This window comes from Amycolatopsis sp. NPDC101161 (assembly GCF_044768185.1).
Lineage (GTDB): Bacteria > Actinomycetota > Actinomycetes > Mycobacteriales > Pseudonocardiaceae > Amycolatopsis.
The window spans coordinates 74,486-94,114 of record NZ_JBIWPI010000008.1 but is presented as its reverse complement, the minus strand read 5'-3'; the positions used below and the strand labels follow the sequence as shown (position 1 = coordinate 94,114).

The window sequence follows — 19,629 nt, the reverse complement described above, 5'->3', positions numbered from 1 at the left end:
TACCCGCGGGTACGGAAGGGTGCCGGGTGTCGTTCGCGGGGTGCGCTCGGTCGCGGCGGTTACCTTGGGGCCGCCGGTGCGGGTGAGTCCCGCCGGCTGGTCGCCGGGTCGCGGGTGGTTGTTGCCGGCGTGGGAACCATCGCAGGCTGGTCGCGCCGGGTTGCCGGTGCGCGATGCCGGCCGCCGCGCGGTGGTTGCCTCGGAGCCCACCGGAGCAAGCGACCAGCGCCCACCCCTTCCTCACCGTGCGACCTACTTCCGGTCCCCCGTGTACACCACCGCCGCCGCGACCGCGGCCACTCCCGCGATCACGTCCGCTATCCGGCGCGGCAGGGCGTGGTGCGTGTCCTCCATCCACGCCCGCACCCGCGCCCGGTCCAGCTCCGGCTCGCACAGGTCGTCCACTCCCGCCGTCCACGCCAGCAGCGCCAGGCACGCCGCGTGCGGGTCCGGGCGGTCGATGCCGAACACCGCCGCCCGGGCCTTGCTGCGGGCCGCCGTCGAGACCAGCAGGTCCGCCGGTGGGTAGCGGGATCGGCGCAACAACGCCGGCGTCCGCCGGACCAGGCCGAGCGCGACCAGATTGTCCGCCGCCACCGACGGCAGTTCCGCGCGCAGGTGATCCACCCAGTCACGGACGCTGTGCGTCCCCGTTTCCGAAACGATTTCGGAAAACACGTGATCGGCGGTCGGAATACCCGGCGGCCGCGCGGCGATCACGCGCACCTTCCGGTCCTCGACCGTGATCCGGTCGGTGAACAGCAAGTCGCACAACGCCGAGCCCGCCAGGCCGATGCCCAACGACGTCCGGCTGAGCACGGGGCGGCCGGTGAACTCGTCGTGGCCGAGGAAGAAGAAGGAATCCACCAAGGTGAGCCGGCGCATGACGGAAAACGGCCCCCTGGGCGGTCGCGGTGAGGATGCCGAAGATAGCGGTTCGGCCTCGAGCCGCTTTCGGTGCCGTCACGTTTACCCCGAACGGACGTACCGTCGCACCACAAAAACCCCCTACTCTGGGTCGCCGCCGCCAAGATCACCTAGGCGCGGGGGAAAGGTCCATGGGAACCCACACGCCGGGGCGCGGCCTCGGCACCAGGCGGCTCGGCGCCGCCCAGATCGTCTTCTTCGTCGTCGCGGCGGCGGGTCCGCTGTACGCGATCGCCGGCGGTGTCTCGGCGACGTACGCGGTCACCGGCAGCGTCGGCGTGCCGTTGTCGTTCGTGCTGCTGGCCCCGGTGCTCGCGCTGTTCGGCGTCGGGTACGCCGCGATGAGCCGGTACATCACGAACGCCGGCGCGTTCTACCCCTATGTGGCGCACGGGATCGGGCGCTCCGCGGGCACCGCCGTCGCGTACGTGACCGTGCTCGCCTACAGCTCCATCCAGACCGGCGTCTTCGGCCTGTTCGGGCTCTCGGTGTCCACCTGGCTGAACACGACGTTCGGGACGGACCTGCCGTGGTGGCCGATCGCGCTGCTGATGGTGCTCGTCGTCGGCGCGGGCGGCGTGCTGCGGATCGACCTCAACGCGAAGGTGCTCGGCGTCGCGCTCGGCCTCGAAGTCGCGGTGCTCGTCGTGCTGAACGCGGCGATGTTCAGCCACCCCGCGGGCAGCGCGCTCACGCCGCTGGAGCCGTCGAGCCTCTTCACGGCGGGGGTCGGGGCCGTTTTCGCTTTCTCCATCGCGGTTTTCCTCGGTTTCGAGGGCGCCGCCACCTACGGCGAGGAGAGCCGCGACCCGCGCAAGACCGTCGGCCGGGCGACCTACATCGCGATCGGGCTGACGGCCGTGCTGTACATCGCGTCCTCACTCGGGATGGCGGTCGCGACCGGTCCGGACCACATCGTCGAGCGCGCCGCCGCCGAAGGACCGGGCCTGCTGTTCGGGCTCGGCGGCCGGTACTTCGGCACGGCCTTCGCCGACACCGCGTACGTGCTCTTCCTGACCAGCCAGTGCGCCGCGCTGCTGAGCCTCCACAACGCCGTCGCGCGGTACTTCTTCGCGCTGGGCCGCGAAGGGTTGCTGCCGGACGGCGTCAGCCGCACCAGCAAGCGCACCGGCGCGCCGATCGGTGGCTCACTGGTCCAGACCACCATCGGCTTGGTCGTGGTCTCGGTGTTCGCGCTGGCCGGCCGCGACCCGTTCACCGACCTCTTCACCTGGACCGGCGTCACCGCGTCGACCGGCGTCACGATCATCATGGTCGCGGTTTCGCTGTCGGTCATCGGGTTCTTCCGCCGCCGCCCCGGCCGCAAGACGTGGTGGCGGCGCGCGGGCGCGCCCGCGCTGGCGGCGGTGACGCTGACCGCGATCCTGGTGCTGATCGTCGTCAACTTCGACGTCCTGCTCGGCCCGGCGGGCTCGATCCCGTGGCTGCGCTGGGGCCTGCCGGGACTGCTGGTGCTCGCCGGCCTCGCCGGGTTCCTGCGGGCCGAGGCGCTGCGCACCCGGCGGCCGGAGGTCTACGCGGCGATCGGCGGCCCGCTGCGCGAAGACGAGCTCGTGGAGACGCGGTGAGCGACGTCCGCGCCGCGCAGCCGGCCGAACTGGACGCGGTGCTCGCGACCCTGGTCGCCGCGTTCCAGGACGACCCGATGAGCCGCTGGGTGTTCCCGGGCGACGAGCGCCGCCGGGACGTCGCGCACCCGGCGTTCTTCCGCGAGCTCATCCAGGCCGGGTTCGCCGTGGGCAGCGTAGACGTCACCGAGGATCACTCGGCGGCGGTGATCTGGCTGCCCGGGAGCGCCGGTGACGACGAGCCGGTCGCCGGGCTCGACCCGGACGAGCAGGAGCGGCTGGACGTCCTGCTCGCCCTCATGGCCGGTCGCGAGCCCGCTGAACCGCACTGGCACGCGCAGTTCATCGGCGTCCGGCCCGGCCGGCAACGCCGGGGCATCGGCGCGCGGCTGCTGCGTCACGGCCTCGCCCGCTACGACGCCGAGGGCGTCCCCACCTACCTGGAGGCCAGCTCGCCGGACAGCACGCGGCTCTACCGCCGGCTCGGGTTCCGCGACCACGGGCCCGCGTTCCGGCCACCCGGCGGACCGCCCATGCAGCCGATGTGGCGCGCCCCGGCCTGAGCCCGTTACCGGCGAGTACAGTGCCCCCTCGAACGCGAGGAGGAAAGCCGTGACCGAACGCTTCGGCAGCTACCAGAACGAGCTCTACCTGCAGGGACTCGGTGGGCAGCTGCCGCCGTGCTCGACGGACGCGACCAAGCTCGAAGCGTCGGCCCGCGAGCTCATGGCGCCCGGCCCCTTCTCCTACGTCGCGGGTTCGGCGGGCTCGGGCGCGACCGCCCGCGCCAACCGCGAGGCGTTCGACCGCTGGCGCGTCGTGCCGCGGATGCTGACCGGCGCGACCGACCGCGACCTCTCGACGACGGTGCTCGGCACCCGGCTGGCCGCGCCGGTGGCCGTCGCGCCCGTCGGCGTCCAGTCGATCGTGCACCCGGACGCGGAGTCCGCGACCGCCCGCGCGGCGGCTTCGGTGGGCCTGCCGTTCACCTTGTCGACGGCGTCGTCGACCGGCATCGAGGACGCCGCCGAGGCCAACGGCGACGGCCCGCGCTGGTTCCAGCTGTACTGGCCCGGCGACCCGGACGTCTGCGCGAGCCTGCTGGCCCGGGCGAAGGCGGCCGGCTACACGGCGCTGGTCGTCACGCTCGACACGTGGACGCTGGCCTGGCGACCGTCCGATCTGGACCAGTCGTACCTGCCGTTCCTGCAGGGCGAGGGGCTCGCCGTCCCGTTCACCGACCCGGTGTTCCTCTCGCGGCTGCAGAAGACGCCGGAGGAGGACCGCGGCACGGCGATCCTGACGTGGATCGGGATGATCACCGGCACCGACCGGACGTGGGACCAGCTGCCGTTCCTGCGCGAGCACTGGGACGGCCCGATCGTGCTCAAGGGCATCCAGCACGTCGCCGACGCGCGCCGCGCGGCCGAGGCCGGGATGGACGGCATCGTCGTCTCCAACCACGGCGGCCGCCAGGTCGACGGCGCGATCGGGGCGCTGGAGGCGCTGCCGGGCATCGTCGCGGCGGTGGGCGACCGCATGGAGGTGCTGTTCGACTCGGGCGTGCGCACGGGCGCGGACGTGCTGAAGGCGATCGCGCTGGGCGCTCGGGCGGTGCTGGTCGGCCGCCCGTGGGTGTACGGCCTGGCGCACGCGGGCGAGGAGGGCGTGCGGCACGTGCTGCGGAGCCTGCTGGCGGACTTCGACCTGACCATGGGGCTTTCCGGTCACCGCACCCTCGCCGACCTGGGCCCGGACTCGCTCCGGCGGACGTGAGGTAACGAATCGGGAAAGCAGGGGACAGCCGCGGGACCGGTGGCTACCGTTCGAGGCCCATCGCGGGCCGCCCGGTTCCCGCTCGCCTTTCCCCTGGGGGTTTCCATGTCCATTTTGGTGCGCGTCGGTGCGCTGTTCACGTTCCTCGGCTTCGGCTCGCTCGTCCTCAGACAGCTCGGCCGGACGTTCATCCTGATCGAGTGGGCCGACGACATGCAGCCGGGGTTCGGCATCGCGCTCGGCGTGGGCGGTCTGGTGCTGATCGCGGCCGGGCTGCTGCTCGGCCGGAGCAAGGCCGCCAAGCCGCAGCAGCAGTTCGCCCAGCAGCCGCCCGCCCCGCAGGCCTACCCCGGCCAGCAGCCGTACCCGGCCCAGGCGCCGCAGCAGCAGTACCCGAACCAGCAGTACCCGCAGCAGCAGTACCCGAACCAGCAGGGCTGACCCGGCCCGAAGCGCCCCGAGGCCACCTCGGGGCGCTTCGAGCGTGCGCCCGGTCACGCGGCGGGGATATTCGGAAGCCCGGTTCGTCACCCACGGCTATCCTTGGTCCAAGCATGTCCACGTCATCCCCCTTCGAAGCGCTGCGTGCGCGCCTGCCCGAGCTGATGCCGCGCGACGAGCAGCGGCTGCGCCGGCGGCTCGACGGCGCCCGCAAGGCTCGCGACCGCGATGCCGCCCTCGCGCGGATCTCCGCCGACGTCGAAAAGGCCGAGCTGCGCCTCGCGTCGCGCCGCGCGAGCGTGCCCAAGATCGAATACCCCGAAGAGCTGCCGGTCAGCAAGCTCAAGGACGAGATCGGCGCGGCGATCGAGAAGCACCAGGTCGTGATCGTCGCGGGGGAGACCGGCTCGGGCAAGACCACCCAGCTGCCGAAGATCTGCCTCGAGCTCGGCCGCGGCATCCGCGGCCAGATCGGGCACACCCAGCCGCGGCGCCTCGCCGCGCGCACGGTCGCCGACCGGATCGCCAGCGAGCTGAATACCGAGCTCGGCGACGCCGTCGGGTACAAGGTGCGGTTCACCGACCAGTCCGGGCAGGACACGCTGGTCAAGCTGATGACCGACGGCATCCTGCTGGCCGAGATCCAGACCGACCGCTCGCTGCGCCAGTACGACACCCTCATCATCGACGAGGCCCACGAGCGCAGCCTCAACATCGACTTCATCCTCGGCTACCTCAAGCAGCTGCTGCCGCGCCGGCCCGACCTCAAGGTCATCATCACCTCGGCGACCATCGACCCCGAGCGCTTCTCGAAGCACTTCGACGACGCCCCGATCGTCGAGGTCTCCGGCCGGACGTACCCGGTCGAGACGCGCTACCGGCCGCTGGTCGACCCGGACGACCCCGAAGGCGACGACGAGCGCGACCAGACCCAAGGCATCCTCGAGGCCGTCGAGGAGCTGTGCGCCGAGGGCCCGGGCGACATCCTGGTGTTCCTCTCCGGCGAACGCGAAATCCGCGACACCGCCGACGTGCTCAACCGCGCGAACCTGCGCAATACCGAGGTGCTGCCGCTGTACGCGCGGCTGTCGGCGGCCGAGCAGCACCGCATCTTCCAAGCCCACACCGGACGCCGGGTCGTGCTCGCGACGAACGTCGCCGAGACGTCGCTGACCGTGCCGGGCATCAAGTACGTCGTCGACCCGGGCACCGCGCGGATCTCGCGCTACAGCCACCGCACGAAGGTGCAGCGGCTGCCGATCGAACCGGTGTCGCAGGCGTCGGCGAACCAGCGCAAGGGCCGCTGCGGCCGGACGTCCGACGGCATCTGCATCCGGCTCTACTCCGAAGAGGACTTCGAGAGCCGGCCGGAGTTCACCGATCCGGAGATCCTGCGGACCAACCTCGCGTCGGTCATCCTGCAGATGACCTCGCTCGGCCTCGGCGACATCGCGGCGTTCCCGTTCGTCGAGCCGCCGGACCGCCGACAGGTGACCGACGGCATCGGGCTGCTGCAGGAGCTGGGCGCGTTCTCCTCGACCGGGTCCGACCGCACCCTCACCGACATCGGCCGCAAGCTCGCGCAGCTGCCCGTCGACCCGCGGATGGGCCGGATGGTGCTGGAGGCCGCGAAGAACGGCTGCGTCCGCGAGGTCATGATCATCGCGGCGGGACTGTCCATCCAGGACCCGCGCGAGCGCCCGGCGGAGAAGCAGCAGGCGGCCGACGCCCAGCACGCGCGCTTCGCCGACCCGACGTCGGACTTCCTCGCCTACCTCAACCTCTGGGAGTACGTCGCCGAGCAGCAGAAGGCGTTGTCGGGCAACCAGTTCCGGCGCATGTGCCGCACCGAGTACCTGAACTACCTGCGGCTGCGCGAGTGGCAGGACATCTTCAGCCAGCTGCGTCAGCTGGCCAAGCCGCTCGGCATCTCCCTGAACACGAACACGGCCCCGGCCGACCCGCAGCGCGTGCACACGTCGTTGATCGCCGGGCTGCTGTCGCACATCGGGCTCAAGGACCCGGCGAAGGGCGACTACCTGGGCGCGCGTGGCGCCCGGTTCGGCATCTTCCCCGGGTCGGCGCTGTTCAAGAAGCAGCCGCGCTGGGTGATGTCGGCGGAGCTGGTCGAGACGTCGCGGCTCTGGGCGCGGGTCAACGCGCGCATCGAGCCCGAGTGGGTCGAGCCGCTCGCGCAGCACGTCGTCAAGCGCACCTACTCCGAGCCGCACTGGGAACGCAAGCAGGGCGCGGTGATGGCGACCGAACGCGTCACGCTGTACGGCGTGCCGCTGATCGCCGACCGCCGCGTCAACTACGGCCGGATCGACCCCGAGATGTCGCGGGCGCTGTTCCTCCGGCACGCGCTCGTCGAGGGCGACTGGCAGACGCGCCACCACTTCTTCGCCGAAAACCGGGCCCTGCTGGAAGAAGTCGAGGACCTCGAGAACCGGGCGCGGCGGCGCGACATCCTCGTCGACGACCAGACGCTCTACGAGTTCTACGACGCCCGCGTCCCGGCGGACGTCGTTTCGGTGCGCCACTTCGACACCTGGTGGAAGAAGACGCGCCACGAGCAGCCGGACCTGCTCTCGTTCGAGAAGTCCATGCTCATCAACGAGACCGCGGGCGGCGTCCGCGAGGGCGACTACCCGGACTCGTGGACGCAGGGCACGCAGGTCTTCACGCTGACCTACCAGTTCGAGCCGGGCGCGGACGCCGACGGCGTCACCGTGCACATCCCGCTGCCGGTGCTGAACCAGGTGACGCCGGACGGCTTCGACTGGCAGGTGCCGGGCCTGCGAGCGGAGCTGGTGACGCAGCTGATCAAGTCGCTGCCGAAGGCGTTGCGGCGCAACTTCGTCCCGGCGCCGGACACCGCGGCGTATGTCCTATCGCGAGTGTCGCCTTCGGACGGTCCGCTGCTGGAGGTGCTCGGCCGCGAGCTGCGTTCCTTGCGCGGCATCACGGTTCCCTACGCGGACTGGGACCTTTCCTCGGTGCCGGAGCACCTGAAGATGACGTTCCGGGTGGTCGACGAGCGCGGCAAGCGTGTCGCCGAGGGCAAGGACATCGAGGAGCTGCAGCGGAAGCTGGCCCCGAAGGTCCGGGCCACGATCTCCCGGGCCGCCAACAGCATCGAGAAGGCGGGGCTGACGAAACCGGCGTTCGGGTCGCTGCCGAAGGTGTTCGAGTCGACGCAGCGCGGTCACGACGTCAAGGCGTACCCGGCGTTGGTGGACGAGGGCGCGTCGGTGGCCGTCCGGCTGCTCGACACGCCGGGCCAGCAGGAACACGCGATGTGGGCGGGCACGCGGCGGATGCTGCGGCTGAACCTGAACTCGCCGATGAAGTTCATCACGCGGTCGCTGTCCAACTCCTCGAAGCTGGTGCTCAACCGGAATCCGCACGGCAGCGTGGCGGCGCTGCTCGAAGACTGCGTCGACTGCGCGGTGGACGCCTTGATGGCGGCCGGCGGCGGCCCGGTGTTCGACGAGACCGGGTTCAAGGTGCTGCTGGAACGCGTGCGGGCGGGCCTGCACCCGGAGGTGCTGGCGGTCCTGACGGACGTCGAGAAGATCCTCCGCGCGGCGAACGACGTCGAGGTGGCGCTGCCTTCGTCTCGTGGTCCGGCGGAGTCGCTGTCCGACATCCGCGCCCAGCTGGCCGGCTTGGTGTACCCGGGTTTCGTGACGGCGACCGGTGCTTCGCGGCTGCGTCACGTCGTCCGCTACCTGCAAGGGATCTTGCGGCGGCTGGAGAAACTGCCGACCGAGCCGACGCGCGACCTGCAGCGGACCGCCGACATCGCGTGGATCCAGGGCGAGTACGCCGACGCCGTGGCCGCGCTGCCGCCGGGGACGTCGTCACCCGCGTTGAACGAGGTGCGGTGGATGATCGAGGAACTGCGCGTGTCGTTCTTCGCGCAGACCCTCGGCACGGCGCACCCGGTTTCGCTGAAACGGCTCACCAAGGCCATCGACGACGCGTTGGCCTAGAGGAAGACGCGCGCGACCTCCAGCCACTTCCGCGCGTCTTCGCCCACCGCCGTGAGGCCGGTTTCCGCCAGCGGACGGCGCTGGGTGACGCGGAGGCAGAAGTCGAACGCGCTGCCACGGATGCGTTGCGCGGCGTCGTCCGGGACCCACGTCCAGGTTTCCCCGTCGGGGCCGGTGAGTTCGACGCGGAACGGCTCCTGCGGAATCGGCAGCTGGGCCGCGTAGAACGACAGCGTCCGCCCTTCCACGCCGAGCGAAGCCACGTGCCGGAGGCGGCCGGTCGGCCGGTGCGGCGCGCCGAGTGCGTCGTAGACGTCCTGCCCGTGCGCCCACGTCTCCATCAGCCGGAGCGGGACCATCAGCGTCGCGGTCACCTCCGAGCCGTGCCACGGGAACGGCTGGTCCAGCGGCAGGTCACGCAGCGCCGCCGCCACCACGCCGCGGCCGGTACGCCAGCGTTTCAGCAGTTCCGCGCGCGGGAGTGCCGCTCCCGCCGCGGCTACGACGTCTGCGTCCTCCGGCTCGGGGGCGAAGGCCTCCGGGGTCCGGACGGCGACGAGCACGTTCGCGTCGGCCGCGGCGAGGTGCGCGATCTGGTGGGCGATCGTCCACCCCGCGGCCGGGGTCGGGCGGCTCCAGTCGGGCTCCGCCGCGACGAGGGCGTCGAGTTCGTCCCCTTCGGCCACCAGGTCGGGCAGCGCGAGAGCACGCTCCACCGCGGACAGGTCGAGGCCGTAGTCGATCACCGGGCCAGGCTACCGAAAAAACGGTATGTCCGGATCCGGACTTCCGTCGGTTGACCGTGCCCGCGCGGGCGTCAAGCCTGGGACGGCTGAAGACCTCCTGGGAAGGGACCTTCCGATGTCCTTGGGCGAAAAGTCCGCCAAACGAAGAATCTTCGCCACGCTCACCGCGCTCGTGTTGCCGCTCGCCGTCGTGCTCGCGCCCGCCGCGCACGCCGCCGGCGGGCCGCCGCTGCCCGGCGAAGCCGCGCACAGCAAGCACAAGATCGCCGAGGCGCACCACGACGTGCCGAACCCGCTGCTCAAGGAGCAGTTCGCCGAAGGGGAAGAGCAGGACGGCGACGATCCCGCGCTGTCCGCGCTCTGCCAGACCTACATCGGGAAGCCGAACCCCTACCGGCCGCTCGCGCCGAACAACGACGTCATCGACGGCGACACCATCGTGCCGACCGGCAGCCAGACCGGCTGCAGCACCGCCCAGAACGAGACGACGATCGCGGTCAACCCGGAGAACCCGCGCAACATCGTCGCCGGCGCGAACGACTACCGGCTCTACAACACGCGCGAGTCCCGCAACGACTCCGGCGGCTTCGCCTACACGTCGTTCGACGGCGGCCGCACCTGGGCGAACGTCCAGCTGCCGCACCTCGACTTCCCGACCGGCGCGGCGGCCCCGCTGTCCTACATGGACGCCGCGGGTGACCCGGCCATCGCGTTCGGGCCGCACGGCACCGTCTACTACGCGACGCTCGTGTTCAGCCGCGCCGCGGTGCCGGACGACCAGCAGCTCGCCAGCGGCATCGCCGTGTCGGTGTCGCACGACGGCGGCCGCAGCTTCGGCGACCCGGCGATCCTTCACCTCGACGGCGTCACGCCGGCCGGCACGCCGACCCCGACGAACATCTTCAACGACAAGGAGTGGATCGCCGCCGACCCGGTCACCGGCGACGTCTACGTGACCTGGACGCAGTTCACCTACGACGCGACCGGCGCGTTCGTCGAGTCGCCGATCGTGCTGTCGAAGTCCCGCGACTTCGGGCGGACGTGGTCGCCGATGAGCCGGATTTCGCCGTCGCTGACCGGGTTCCACGGCGGGATCACGCCGTTCGGCAGCGGCTCGAACCCGGTGGTCACCCGCGACGGGACGCTCCAGGTCGCCTACGAGACGTCGGTGTGCGCGACGGCCGCGTGCGACCAGCCCGCCGACCACGACGCGGTCGTCGTGGCGACCTCCCGCGACGGCGGCCGCACGTTCCGGCACGCCGAGGTCGGTCTCGACTTCGACTTCCCGGTGAACGAAGACGTCGCCAACAACGCGCTGACCGGCGAGAACTTCCGCGTCAACAGCTTCCCGCAGCTGACCTACGACCGCGTGACCGACCACCTGTGGGTGACCTGGGCCGACGACCGCAACGGCACGTACCGCGACGGCGAGTCGGTCAAGACGAACGGCGACGCGTTCCTGAGCGGATCCGACGGCCGACACGGCTGGTCGAAGCCGGTGAAGATCGGCAGCGGCGCGGACGAGGTGTTCCCGGCGGTCGCGGCCCTGGCCGGCCGGGTGGCGGTGACGTTCTACACGCGCGCGTACGACCCGCAGGGCATAGGGCTCGACTACGCGTACGCGACCGGCTGGGGCGACGGCTTGTCCCCGCTCCGCCGCATCACGACGCAGACGGCGAACCCGCAGGTCCAGTTCGTCGGAACGGGAGCGGTGACGGGCAAGGAGCTGCAGGGGGTGTTCATCGGCGACTACACGGCAGCGGCGGTGGGCGCGGACTTCCGCCTGCACCCGTGCTGGACCGACTTCCGCGGCAACCCGGGCCGGACGCTACCGAACCAGGACGTCGGAACGCAGACGCTGGCGATGTTCCCGTAGCGGCTGGAGCCGTGCCGGTCGGTACGCCGCCCGGCACGGCTCACTTCGCGTCGGCGTAGGTGTCCGCTACCGCGACCTGCATCGGGAACCGCACCGGGCACGCCGGGCCGAACAGCATCCTCGCCGCCTCCGTCACCGCGTCCGTGATCGCCTCCGACACCTCCGTTGCCAGCTCGGCCGGGGTGTGGACGATGACCTCGTCGTGCTGGAAGAACACCAAGTGCGCCGGCGGGGGCAAGCGGCGGCGCAGCGTTGCCAGCATCACCGCCGTCATGTCGGCCGCGCTCGCCTGGACGACGAAGTTGCGCGTGAACCGGCCCCAGCCCCTCGATGCCCGGCGGGCCTTCAGCTCGCCCGCCTCGTCCGACGCCAGACCGCCGGTCAGCGCCCGCCACGCCGCCGAGGGGGCCGGTGACGTCCGGCCTAGCCGGGAGCGGACCCGTTCGCCGCGCTCGCCCGCCTGGGCCGCACGCTCCACATAGGACACCGCGTCCGGGAACCGCTGGCGCAGCAACCCCAGCAGCGGTCCCGCTTCGCCGGACGTCCCGCCGTACATCGCCGACAGCATCGCGATCTTCGCGCGCGCCCGGTCGTCGCGGTCGTCGTCGGCGGCCGGGACCCAGCGGGCGCCCGAGAACAACGCCTCGCCGAGGCGCGCGTACAGGTCCGTCGCCGCCGCGACGTCGGCCAGCCGCCGGTCGCCCGACAGCGCCGTCAGCACCCGGGGCTCCAGCTGGGCCGCGTCGGCCACCACCAGCTTCCAGCCCGGGTCCGCGCGGACGCACGTGCGCAGCACCTTCGGGATCTGCAGCGCCCCGCCGCCGCGGCTGGCCCAGCGCCCGGACACCACGCCGCCGACGACGTAGTGCGGGCGGAACCGGCCGTCGCTGACCCACTCGTCGAGCCACGCCCAGCCGTTCGCCGCGTACAGCCGCGACAGCTCCTTGTACTCCAGCAGCGGCCCGACCGCGGGGTGGTCGATCCCCTTCAGCAGGTACTTCCGCGCCGCGGGGACCTCGATGCCGGCCCGGGCCAGCGCCCGCACCACGCTCGGCGGCGAGTCCGGGTTGACCGGCCGGCCGCCGAACGCCTCGCTGATCTTCGCCGCCAGCTCGACCAGCACCTTGGGCCGCTCACCGGGCCGGACCCGCGGGCCCAACCGCGACGTCAGCAGCTCCTCGTGCAGGTCGGCGCGCCACGGCAGGCCGTCGGCCGACATCTCCGCCGCGGCCAGCGCGCTCGCCGACTCCGCGGCGAGCAGCAGCCGCAGCCGGTCCGGGTGCTCGCCCGCGGCCACCCGCCGCTCCTGCTCCGCGAGCACGCGCCGGACCGCCGTGACGACCGTCACGCCGTCGGGCAGCGTCGGCACCCGCGTGTCGAACAACGTCGGCTGCGCCAGCTCCACCGCCGCCGAATCGGGCGGCGGTTCCTCACCGTTCGCCCTGGCCCAGGCCGCGCGCAGGCTCCGCGACTGCCCGTCGGCGCCCTCGTACGCCAGCAGCAGCCCCTCCGCCAGCGCGAGGTCGTAGCAGCGTTCGACCCGCAGCCCGGCCGCCACGAGCACCGGGTACACGCCCTCCACCGACGGGAACACCCAGCGCGGCCGCACCGACGTCTCGAGCTCCCGCGCCACCGCCGCGAAACCGGCCTCGTCCAGGCCTTTCGCCGTCGACGACGCCGACTGCACGGTGAAGCTCCCGTCCTCCTCCCGCCCGGCGATCACCTGCACGAAGACATCATGACGGTCACCACCGACAAAACCGGACCACGCGCATGGCTGGTGCACTCGCGGCGCGGTTGGTTTACTCTCCAGTAGCCCCCATACCGCCGGTACGCCCGCCGTCGGCGTGGGCACTCTTCCCGCAGCAATGGAGGTGCTTGGATGAGCCTGGTCGAGCTCGCCACGCAGGTGGCGGACAAGGTGGCCGAGACGGCCCGCAGCGTCGACGTGATGCGGCGGGCGGGACTCGTACCCTTCCCCCGGCTCGACGAGGGGGTCCGCTCACTGGTCGCGCTCCGGAAGTTCGGCCCGTTCGCCGGCGCGAACCACATCTCCGCGCGCCGCGACCCGACCGCCGTCGGCATCGTCGACGAGCTCGGCCCGCTGACCTACAAGCAGCTCGACGACCAGTCGAACGCGCTGGCCCGCGCCTGGTCCGAGCGCGGGATCCAGCCCGGCCAGGTCGTCGCCGCGCTCTGCCGCGACCACCGCGGCCTGGTGATCACGATGGCCGCGTCGGGCAAGCTCGGCGTCCGCCTGCTGCTGATGAACACCGGGTTCGCGAAGCCGCAGCTGGCCGACGTCGCCAAGCGCGAAGGCGTCACCGCGCTGGTGTACGACCAGGAGTTCACCGGCCTGCTCGACGCCATCCCGGAGGGCGTCGACCGCTACCTGGCCTGGGTCGACCCGGACACCGACCTCACCGACCGGGACACCCCGGTGCTGTCGGAGATCATCGCCAGCACCGACGACCGGCCGTGGCCCGCGCCGGCCAAGCCGGGCGGGTTCGTGCTGCTCACCAGCGGCACCACCGGCACGCCGAAGGGCGCGCCGCGGCCGCACACGTCGGCGCTGGCGTCGGCGCAGTTCCTCGACCGGATCCCGCTGCGCTCGAACGAGGCCACCTACATGGGCGCGCCGCTGTTCCACGGCACCGGCCTTTCGCAGTTCATCCTCTCCTTCGCGCTCGGCTCGAAGGTCGTGATGCGCCGCAAGTTCACGCCGGAGGAGGCGCTGCGCGGCGTCGCCGAGCACAAGTGCACCGCGCTCGTGCTGGTGCCGACCATGCTGCAGCGGATCGTCGACCTGCCGAAGGACGTCCGGGAGAAGTACGACACGTCGTCGCTGCGGATCATCTTCGTCGCGGGCTCGGCGCTGTCGCCGGACCTCGGCAACCGCGCGAACGAGGCGTTCGGCCCGGTCGTGCACAACCTCTACGGATCGACCGAGGTCGCCGTGGCGACGGTCGCGACGCCGGAGGACTGGGCGAAGGCCCCGGGCACGGTCGGCCGCGCGCCGGTCGGCTGCAAGGTGGCGCTCTACGACGAAAAGGGCCGCAAGATCACCGAGCCCCACGTCACCGGCCGGGTGTTCGTCGGCAGCGGCCTCAGCTTCGGCGGCTACACCGACGGCCGCCACAAGGAGATCATCGACGGCCTGCTGTCCAGCGGCGACGTCGGCCACTTCGACGACGACGGCCTCCTCTTCATCGACGGCCGCGACGACGAGATGATCGTCTCCGGCGGCGAGAACGTGTTCCCGATCGAGGTGGAGAACCTCCTGGTCGAGCGCGAGGACGTGCTGGAAGCGGCGGTGATCGGCATCGAGGACCCGGAGTTCGGCCAGCGGCTCAAGGCGTTCATCGTGCGCACGGAGGACTCGAAGCTCGACGTCGACGGCGTCCGCGAGTACGTCAAGGCGAACCTGGCGCGGTACAAGGTGCCGCGCGACGTCGAATTCCTGGACGAGCTGCCCCGCAACGCGACCGGGAAGGTGCTGCGGAACAAGCTGTCATGACCCGCGCTGGACGTTGACGATCAGCCAGCGTCCCTCCCGCACGGCCGCCACGACGGTGCAGCCCGCGCCGTCGCGGTGCCCGGTCGCCACGCCGACCGAGGGCGTCACCCGCAGCTGCGTCCACCGGAACGCCGCCGTCGGCGCCCGGCCGGGCCAGTGGTCGCGGTCGAGCACCAGCCCATCGGGGCCGTCGCCGCGGAAGTCGGCGGCCAGCAACGACGCGGCGCCGTCGCCGCGGGTTTCGGCGTCACGCCAGCGGGCCAGCAGGTCTTCGAACGTGTTCACCGGTCGAAGGTCGCAGGCGGCGGGCGTGCGGACATCTGCCACCTGGCCGAGATTCGCTGGCAGACTGGCCGGGCGATGAGCGAGACGAACCTGGTGCCCGCGGGCACGGTCACGATCCTGTGCGCCGGCGACGAACCCCCGGCGGTTTTCGCGACGCCCGAAGAGGCGCTCGCGGCCTTGACCGGCGGACCCGCCGCTCTCCACACCGGCGACGTGCTGCTCCGCGACGACGGCGCTCCCACCGGTCCCGCCGTCCGGCGCTGCCGGCACCTGCGCGAGCTGGCCGACGGCTGCACGCTCGTCTCCGCGCGCACCGCCGCCGAACTGCCGGGCCGGCCGCTGCACGACCTCGGCGTCCACCGGCTGCCCGATCTCACCGGGCCCGAACGGATCTTCCAGCTGGGCGGCCGCCCCGGCCCCCTGCGCTCGCTCGACACGACCCCGAACAACCTCCCCGTGCAGCTGACCGGCTTCGTCGGCCGCGGAACCGAAACCGCCGAACTCGAGCGGCGCCTCGCCGGGGGACAGCTCGTCACGCTGGCCGGGACCGGTGGCAGCGGCAAGACCCGGCTGGCGGCGCAGGTCGCCGCCGCCGGGGCCGGGCGGTGGCCCGGCGGCGTGTGGTGGGTCGAACTCGACACCGAGCCCGCCGAGGTCGCCGAGCTGGTCGCCGCGACCCTCGGGGTGCCCGTCGAGCCGCACGTCGGCGCCGTCCGGTCGGTGGTGACCCACCTGCGCGACCGGCGCGTCCTGCTCTGCCTCGACAACTGCGAACAAGCGCTCGACGCCGTCGCGGACCTCGCCGTCGAACTGCTCCGGTCCTGTCCCGAGGTCGCGCTGCTGGCGACCAGCCGCGAGCCCGTCGGCGTGCCGGGGGAGACGGTCTGGCGGGTGCCGCCGCTCGCGGTCGAGGAGGCCGTCGCGCTGTTCGCCGAACGGGCCGGCGCGGTCCGCCCACTGTTCACTGTGGACAGTTCCAGCGCGGCCGCCGTCCGGTCGGTGTGCACCCGGCTCGACGGCATCCCCCTGGCCGTCGAGCTCGCCGCCGCGTGGCTCGGAACCCTTACCCCGCACCAGATCGACGCCGGGCTCGACGACCGGTTCGCCCTCCTGACCCGCGGGCCGCGTGGGGTGCCGGCGCGGCAGCAGACCCTCGCGGCGTCGATCGCGTGGAGCCACGACCAGCTCGACGACGAGGACCGCGCGGTGTTCCGCCGGCTCGCCGTCTTCGCCGGCGGCTTCACGTTGGACGCGGCGGGCGGCCCGGCCGCGCTCGGCCGGCTCGTCGACAAGTCCTTGGTACTGGCTGAAAACGGCCGCTACCGCATGCTGGAGACCATCCGCGAGTACGCGGCGGCCCGGCTGGCCGAGGCGGGGGAGACCGACGTCGAGCGCGACCGCCACCTCGACCACTTCCTCGCGCTCGCCGAGGCCGCCGAACCCGACCTCGACCGCGACAAGGACGCCTGGCGCGCACGGATGGAACCCGAGCGCGACAACCTGCGCGCGGCCCTGGAATGGGGGCTGGCACAGGAAGATCCCACGCGCGGGCGCCGGCTCGCCGCCGCCGTCGCGTGGCTGTGGAACCTGCGGGGGCGCGGTCATGAGGGGCTCGCGTACCTGAAGCGCGCGGTCGCCCGGTGCCCGGACGAGCGGTCGACGCTGCAGGCGCGGCTGCTCACCGGGATGGGCCTGGTCGCGGACACGACGGCGCCGTTCGACCTCGAAGCCGCGCGGCTGGGCTTGGAGATCGCCACCGAACTCGGCGAAGCGAGCCTCCGCGCGCGATGCCTGGCGCTGACCGCCCTCGGGCACCTGTACACGGACTTCGACGCCGCTTGGGACGTCGCTCTCGAAGCCGAAAAGGCCGCGGGAGCCGACGGGTTCGCGCGCGACAGCGCGTTGATGCTGCGCGGAATCATCCTCCACGCGCGGGACCGCCACGGCGAAGCCGAGCCGTTGCTCGCCGAAGCGGCCGAAGGGTTGCTTCGCCGGGGCGACCGGGGGCTCGCGTCGACCGTCCTCAGTACCCGGTCCGCGATCGCGCTCGCGTCGGCGGACCTGCCGCGGGCGCGGGAGCTGGCCGAGCACGCCGTCGAGGTCGCGGCGCCGCTCGGGGACTTTCACCGCGTCAACACGACCTTGTGCCGGCTGGCGCTGGTGCACTGCCTGGCCGGCGAGGTCGACGCGGGGTTCCGCGTGATGGAGCCGTTCCTGCGGCTCGTCGAGACGGCGGGGGACGTCTTCGTGCCCGGCATGGCGGGGGTGATGGGCGAGCTGCACCGGCGTCGCGGCTCGTTCGAGGAGGCCGAGCGGTGGTTCGCCCGCGAGGCCATACCCGGGACGTACATGGCGTCGCAGGGCCTCGCCGAACGCGGGGCCGTGCTGCGCGCGCTGGGCCGGACATCGGAAGCCGAGGAGGTGCTGGCCACCGCCGTCGAGCTGACCCGGCGGTGGGGACTGCGGTCGGCGCTGGCCGACGCGCTGGACCAGCAGGGGTACCTGGCCGAGCCGGAGCGGGCCGCCGAGCTGCACCACGAGGCGCTGACGCTGCGGCTCGACCACGGCCTCCGCTTGGGCGTCCTGGACAGCCTGGACGCGCTGACGACGCTCCTCGCCCGCACCGGCCGCCCGGCCGACGCCGTGAGGGTGTTCGTCTCGGCCACCCGGGCGCGCGCGGAGCTGGGTTTCCCCCGCCGGCCGGCCGAGCAGCCCGAGCTGGAGATCACGACCGAGGAAGAGCCGATGAGCCTCGACGACGTGGTGGCGTTCGTCCGCCGCACGCGAGGCGCGCGCGGCCGCCCGTCGAGCGGCTGGGGAAGCTTGACGCCGACGGAGCTGGAGGTGGTCAAGCTGGCGGCCGAGGGCAGCACGAACCCGGAGATCGGCGCGAAGCTGTTCATGAGCCGGGGGACGGTGAAGACGCATCTGGCGCACGTGTACGCGAAGCTGGGTATCGCGAACCGCACGGAACTGGCGACCGTGGCGGCCGCCCACTTGACTTGAGGCCAAGTGGGCGGTCCGCTCGCGTAGTTGGGTGAACATCGAATTCTCGAATTGATCTGCCGACGAACAAGTTGGGCGACGGGAAGCGGAGACGGAAGTCGGGACTGCTTGAACACAGTTCCGGATCCCAGCAGGTCGGTGATGCCGAGCTCGATCGTTCAGCGAAGTGGGAATCTGTTCTCGCGCTCGGTTCCCCTGCCGTCGTGGAAGCCGGGAGAGCGTGGCATGAGTGTCTGTGGGAGCTTGAATGGCTCGCACACGGCAAGGAGATGGTCTCGGAGCACTGGGGTGACAAGCGGCGAGCTTCCGGCTCGTGATCCGGTACGTGGGTGTCCGACCACAAGATCGTTCCAGGACGCACGTGGCCAGCTAACCGGTCATTCGAGCCGCGTTGAGAGCAGGGCAGCCGCCCGGTGGGCACCTCGCGGAGCCGGCGGCCGCCCACCTGGCGTGAGGCTCAGTCCCAGTCGATGCCGAACACGCCCGGTCCGAAGTCCAACGCCACCGCGTGCACCCCGTCGCCGCCGTCGAGCTTCAACGGGCGGCGGGTGGCCGTTGTTCCGTTGCGGGCGTACTGCCAGCAGCGGTCCGGGGCCGTGCCCGGGGCGAACCGGACCTCCAGCAGGTACTCGCGCACCGGGCGGCGGAACTCGCGGTAGTACGTGTTGCGGCACTCCGGGTACGGCGGCCCGCCGTTGGTCAGCGTGTACTCGATCAAGTGCGTCTCGCCCCGGTCGATCGGCCGGTCGAACACCAGCTCCGCGACGAGGAGCCCGTGCGCGACGTCGACCTCGGCGCGGCCGATCCGGCAGTTGCGCACCGCGTGCAGGTCCGGCGGGCCAGCCGCCGGGTCGTCCTGGGTGTACACCAGCAGCCAGCGGTCCTGGCCGTCCGCGGCCGCCTGGAACACCGCCCGCGCGGTGACCGCCCGCTGGCCGCCGTCCGCGGCGATCTCGCACAGGTCGTGCAGCCCCACCAGCTTCAGCGGGTGCTGGCGCTCCAGCGCGTCCGGCGCGCCGACCTTGTCCAGCAGCGGCTGCAGGACCTCGCGGGGGAACGTCAGGGGCTCGCCGCCCGCCTGGCGCTTCCCCGCCCCGCCCCGGGGCCGCGGCGGGGGCAGCAGCCCGAGCAGGGACCCGGCGGGGACGTCGAGGATTTCTTCCAGCGTGCGGACGGCCGACAGCGAGCTCTGCCGCTCGGGCTGGCGCTTGCCGGACTGCCAGTAGCTGAGGGCGGTGACGCTGACGACGACCCCGCGGGCGCGCAGCCGCGCCTGGATCCGGTCGAGCGAGAGCCCGCTGGTCGCGATGGCCGCGCGCAGGTGGGTGGCGAACGCGGTGCGCTCACCCTGCTGACCGCCCGCAGTGCTGCCCGCCATGGCCGACCCGCCCCGTAACGTCCCCCCGACGATCCCCGACACGGTGCACGTTAGCAGGACGCGCCACCCCCCATCGCCGGGCAGCCGGTG

General features: G+C 72.3%; 13 protein-coding genes. 8 read left to right on the top strand and 5 right to left on the bottom strand.

Translation table 11 applies throughout. The features are described 5' to 3' along the window. Positions 1-252 precede the first annotated feature (252 nt). Positions 253-885 (bottom strand): GPP34 family phosphoprotein, encoded by a 633-nt coding sequence (locus tag ACIRSS_RS46960; RefSeq protein ID WP_400908028.1) that lies wholly within the window; start codon positions 883-885, stop codon positions 253-255. Between the two features lie 173 nt (positions 886-1,058). On the opposite strand from ACIRSS_RS46960, the gene ACIRSS_RS46955 reads away from it, so the two are divergent. The 5 genes from ACIRSS_RS46955 to hrpA all read left to right on the top strand — a co-directional run bounded on the left by ACIRSS_RS46955 (position 1,059) and on the right by hrpA (position 8,731). Further along, complete coding sequence (locus tag ACIRSS_RS46955) at positions 1,059-2,516, top strand: APC family permease (RefSeq protein ID WP_400908025.1); 1,458 nt, start codon at positions 1,059-1,061, stop codon at positions 2,514-2,516. After that, positions 2,513-3,079, top strand: coding sequence for a GNAT family N-acetyltransferase (locus ACIRSS_RS46950; protein WP_400908023.1), 567 nt, complete (start codon positions 2,513-2,515; stop codon positions 3,077-3,079). The genes ACIRSS_RS46955 and ACIRSS_RS46950 overlap by 4 nt, the downstream gene beginning before the upstream one ends. Before the next feature lie 49 nt (positions 3,080-3,128). Then, positions 3,129-4,292, top strand: a complete 1,164-nt coding sequence (locus ACIRSS_RS46945) for a lactate 2-monooxygenase (protein ID WP_400908020.1) — start codon at positions 3,129-3,131, stop codon at positions 4,290-4,292. Between the two features lie 105 nt (positions 4,293-4,397). Continuing rightward, a complete protein-coding gene (locus tag ACIRSS_RS46940) occupies positions 4,398-4,733 on the top strand; it encodes a hypothetical protein (RefSeq protein WP_400908017.1) in 336 nt (111 codons plus the stop codon). 113 nt (positions 4,734-4,846) lie between these two features. Beyond that, positions 4,847-8,731, top strand: a complete 3,885-nt coding sequence (gene hrpA / locus ACIRSS_RS46935) for an ATP-dependent RNA helicase HrpA (RefSeq protein WP_400908014.1) — start codon at positions 4,847-4,849, stop codon at positions 8,729-8,731. On the opposite strand, the gene ACIRSS_RS46930 is transcribed toward hrpA, so the two are convergent. Then, a complete protein-coding gene (locus ACIRSS_RS46930) occupies positions 8,728-9,477 on the bottom strand; it encodes a maleylpyruvate isomerase family mycothiol-dependent enzyme (RefSeq protein ID WP_400908011.1) in 750 nt (249 codons plus the stop codon). The genes hrpA and ACIRSS_RS46930 overlap by 4 nt on opposite strands. 115 nt (positions 9,478-9,592) lie before the next feature. On the opposite strand from ACIRSS_RS46930, the gene ACIRSS_RS46925 reads away from it, so the two are divergent. Next, the gene (locus ACIRSS_RS46925) at positions 9,593-11,353 is read left to right on the top strand and encodes an exo-alpha-sialidase (RefSeq protein ID WP_400908008.1); all 1,761 of its coding nucleotides are present in this window, start codon (positions 9,593-9,595) and stop codon (positions 11,351-11,353) included. A 40-nt stretch (positions 11,354-11,393) separates the two neighbouring features. Here ACIRSS_RS46925 and ACIRSS_RS46920 read toward each other — a convergent pair whose 3' ends face one another. Beyond that, on the bottom strand, positions 11,394-13,082 hold the full coding sequence (locus tag ACIRSS_RS46920; RefSeq protein ID WP_400908005.1) for a bifunctional 3'-5' exonuclease/DNA polymerase: 1,689 nt from the start codon (positions 13,080-13,082) through the stop codon (positions 11,394-11,396). Positions 13,083-13,235: 153 nt separating this feature from the next. Here ACIRSS_RS46920 and ACIRSS_RS46915 point away from each other — a divergent pair, with 153 nt between their 5' ends. Continuing rightward, positions 13,236-14,870 carry an acyl-CoA synthetase gene (locus ACIRSS_RS46915; protein ID WP_400908002.1) on the top strand — a complete coding sequence of 545 codons (1,635 nt, stop codon included), beginning with the start codon at positions 13,236-13,238 and terminating at the stop codon, positions 14,868-14,870. Here the strand turns inward: ACIRSS_RS46915 and ACIRSS_RS46910 are convergent. After that, positions 14,865-15,155: a nuclear transport factor 2 family protein gene (locus ACIRSS_RS46910; RefSeq protein WP_400908000.1), complete on the bottom strand. Its 291-nt coding sequence runs from the start codon at positions 15,153-15,155 to the stop codon at positions 14,865-14,867. The genes ACIRSS_RS46915 and ACIRSS_RS46910 overlap by 6 nt on opposite strands. Positions 15,156-15,230: 75 nt before the next feature. On the opposite strand from ACIRSS_RS46910, the gene ACIRSS_RS46905 reads away from it, so the two are divergent. Further along, positions 15,231-18,161 carry a LuxR C-terminal-related transcriptional regulator gene (locus tag ACIRSS_RS46905; RefSeq protein ID WP_400907998.1) on the top strand — a complete coding sequence of 977 codons (2,931 nt, stop codon included), beginning with the start codon at positions 15,231-15,233 and terminating at the stop codon, positions 18,159-18,161. A 457-nt stretch (positions 18,162-18,618) separates the two neighbouring features. Here ACIRSS_RS46905 and ACIRSS_RS46900 read toward each other — a convergent pair whose 3' ends face one another. Next, positions 18,619-19,539, bottom strand: a complete 921-nt coding sequence (locus ACIRSS_RS46900; protein WP_400907996.1) for a hypothetical protein — start codon at positions 19,537-19,539, stop codon at positions 18,619-18,621. Positions 19,540-19,629 lie beyond the last annotated feature (90 nt).

What these genes read in the sequence shown, in the direction of transcription:
- ACIRSS_RS46960 (WP_400908028.1), bottom strand. Translation starts at nt 885, where the DNA reads ATGCGCCGGCTCACCTTGGTGGATTCCTTCTTCTTCCTCGGCCACGAC.
- ACIRSS_RS46955 (WP_400908025.1), top strand. Translation starts at nt 1,059, where the DNA reads ATGGGAACCCACACGCCGGGGCGCGGCCTCGGCACCAGGCGGCTCGGC.
- ACIRSS_RS46940 (WP_400908017.1), top strand. Translation starts at nt 4,398, where the DNA reads ATGTCCATTTTGGTGCGCGTCGGTGCGCTGTTCACGTTCCTCGGCTTC.
- hrpA (WP_400908014.1), top strand. Translation starts at nt 4,847, where the DNA reads ATGTCCACGTCATCCCCCTTCGAAGCGCTGCGTGCGCGCCTGCCCGAG.
- ACIRSS_RS46925 (WP_400908008.1), top strand. Translation starts at nt 9,593, where the DNA reads ATGTCCTTGGGCGAAAAGTCCGCCAAACGAAGAATCTTCGCCACGCTC.
- ACIRSS_RS46915 (WP_400908002.1), top strand. Translation starts at nt 13,236, where the DNA reads ATGAGCCTGGTCGAGCTCGCCACGCAGGTGGCGGACAAGGTGGCCGAG.
- ACIRSS_RS46905 (WP_400907998.1), top strand. Translation starts at nt 15,231, where the DNA reads ATGAGCGAGACGAACCTGGTGCCCGCGGGCACGGTCACGATCCTGTGC.
- ACIRSS_RS46900 (WP_400907996.1), bottom strand. Translation starts at nt 19,539, where the DNA reads ATGGCGGGCAGCACTGCGGGCGGTCAGCAGGGTGAGCGCACCGCGTTC.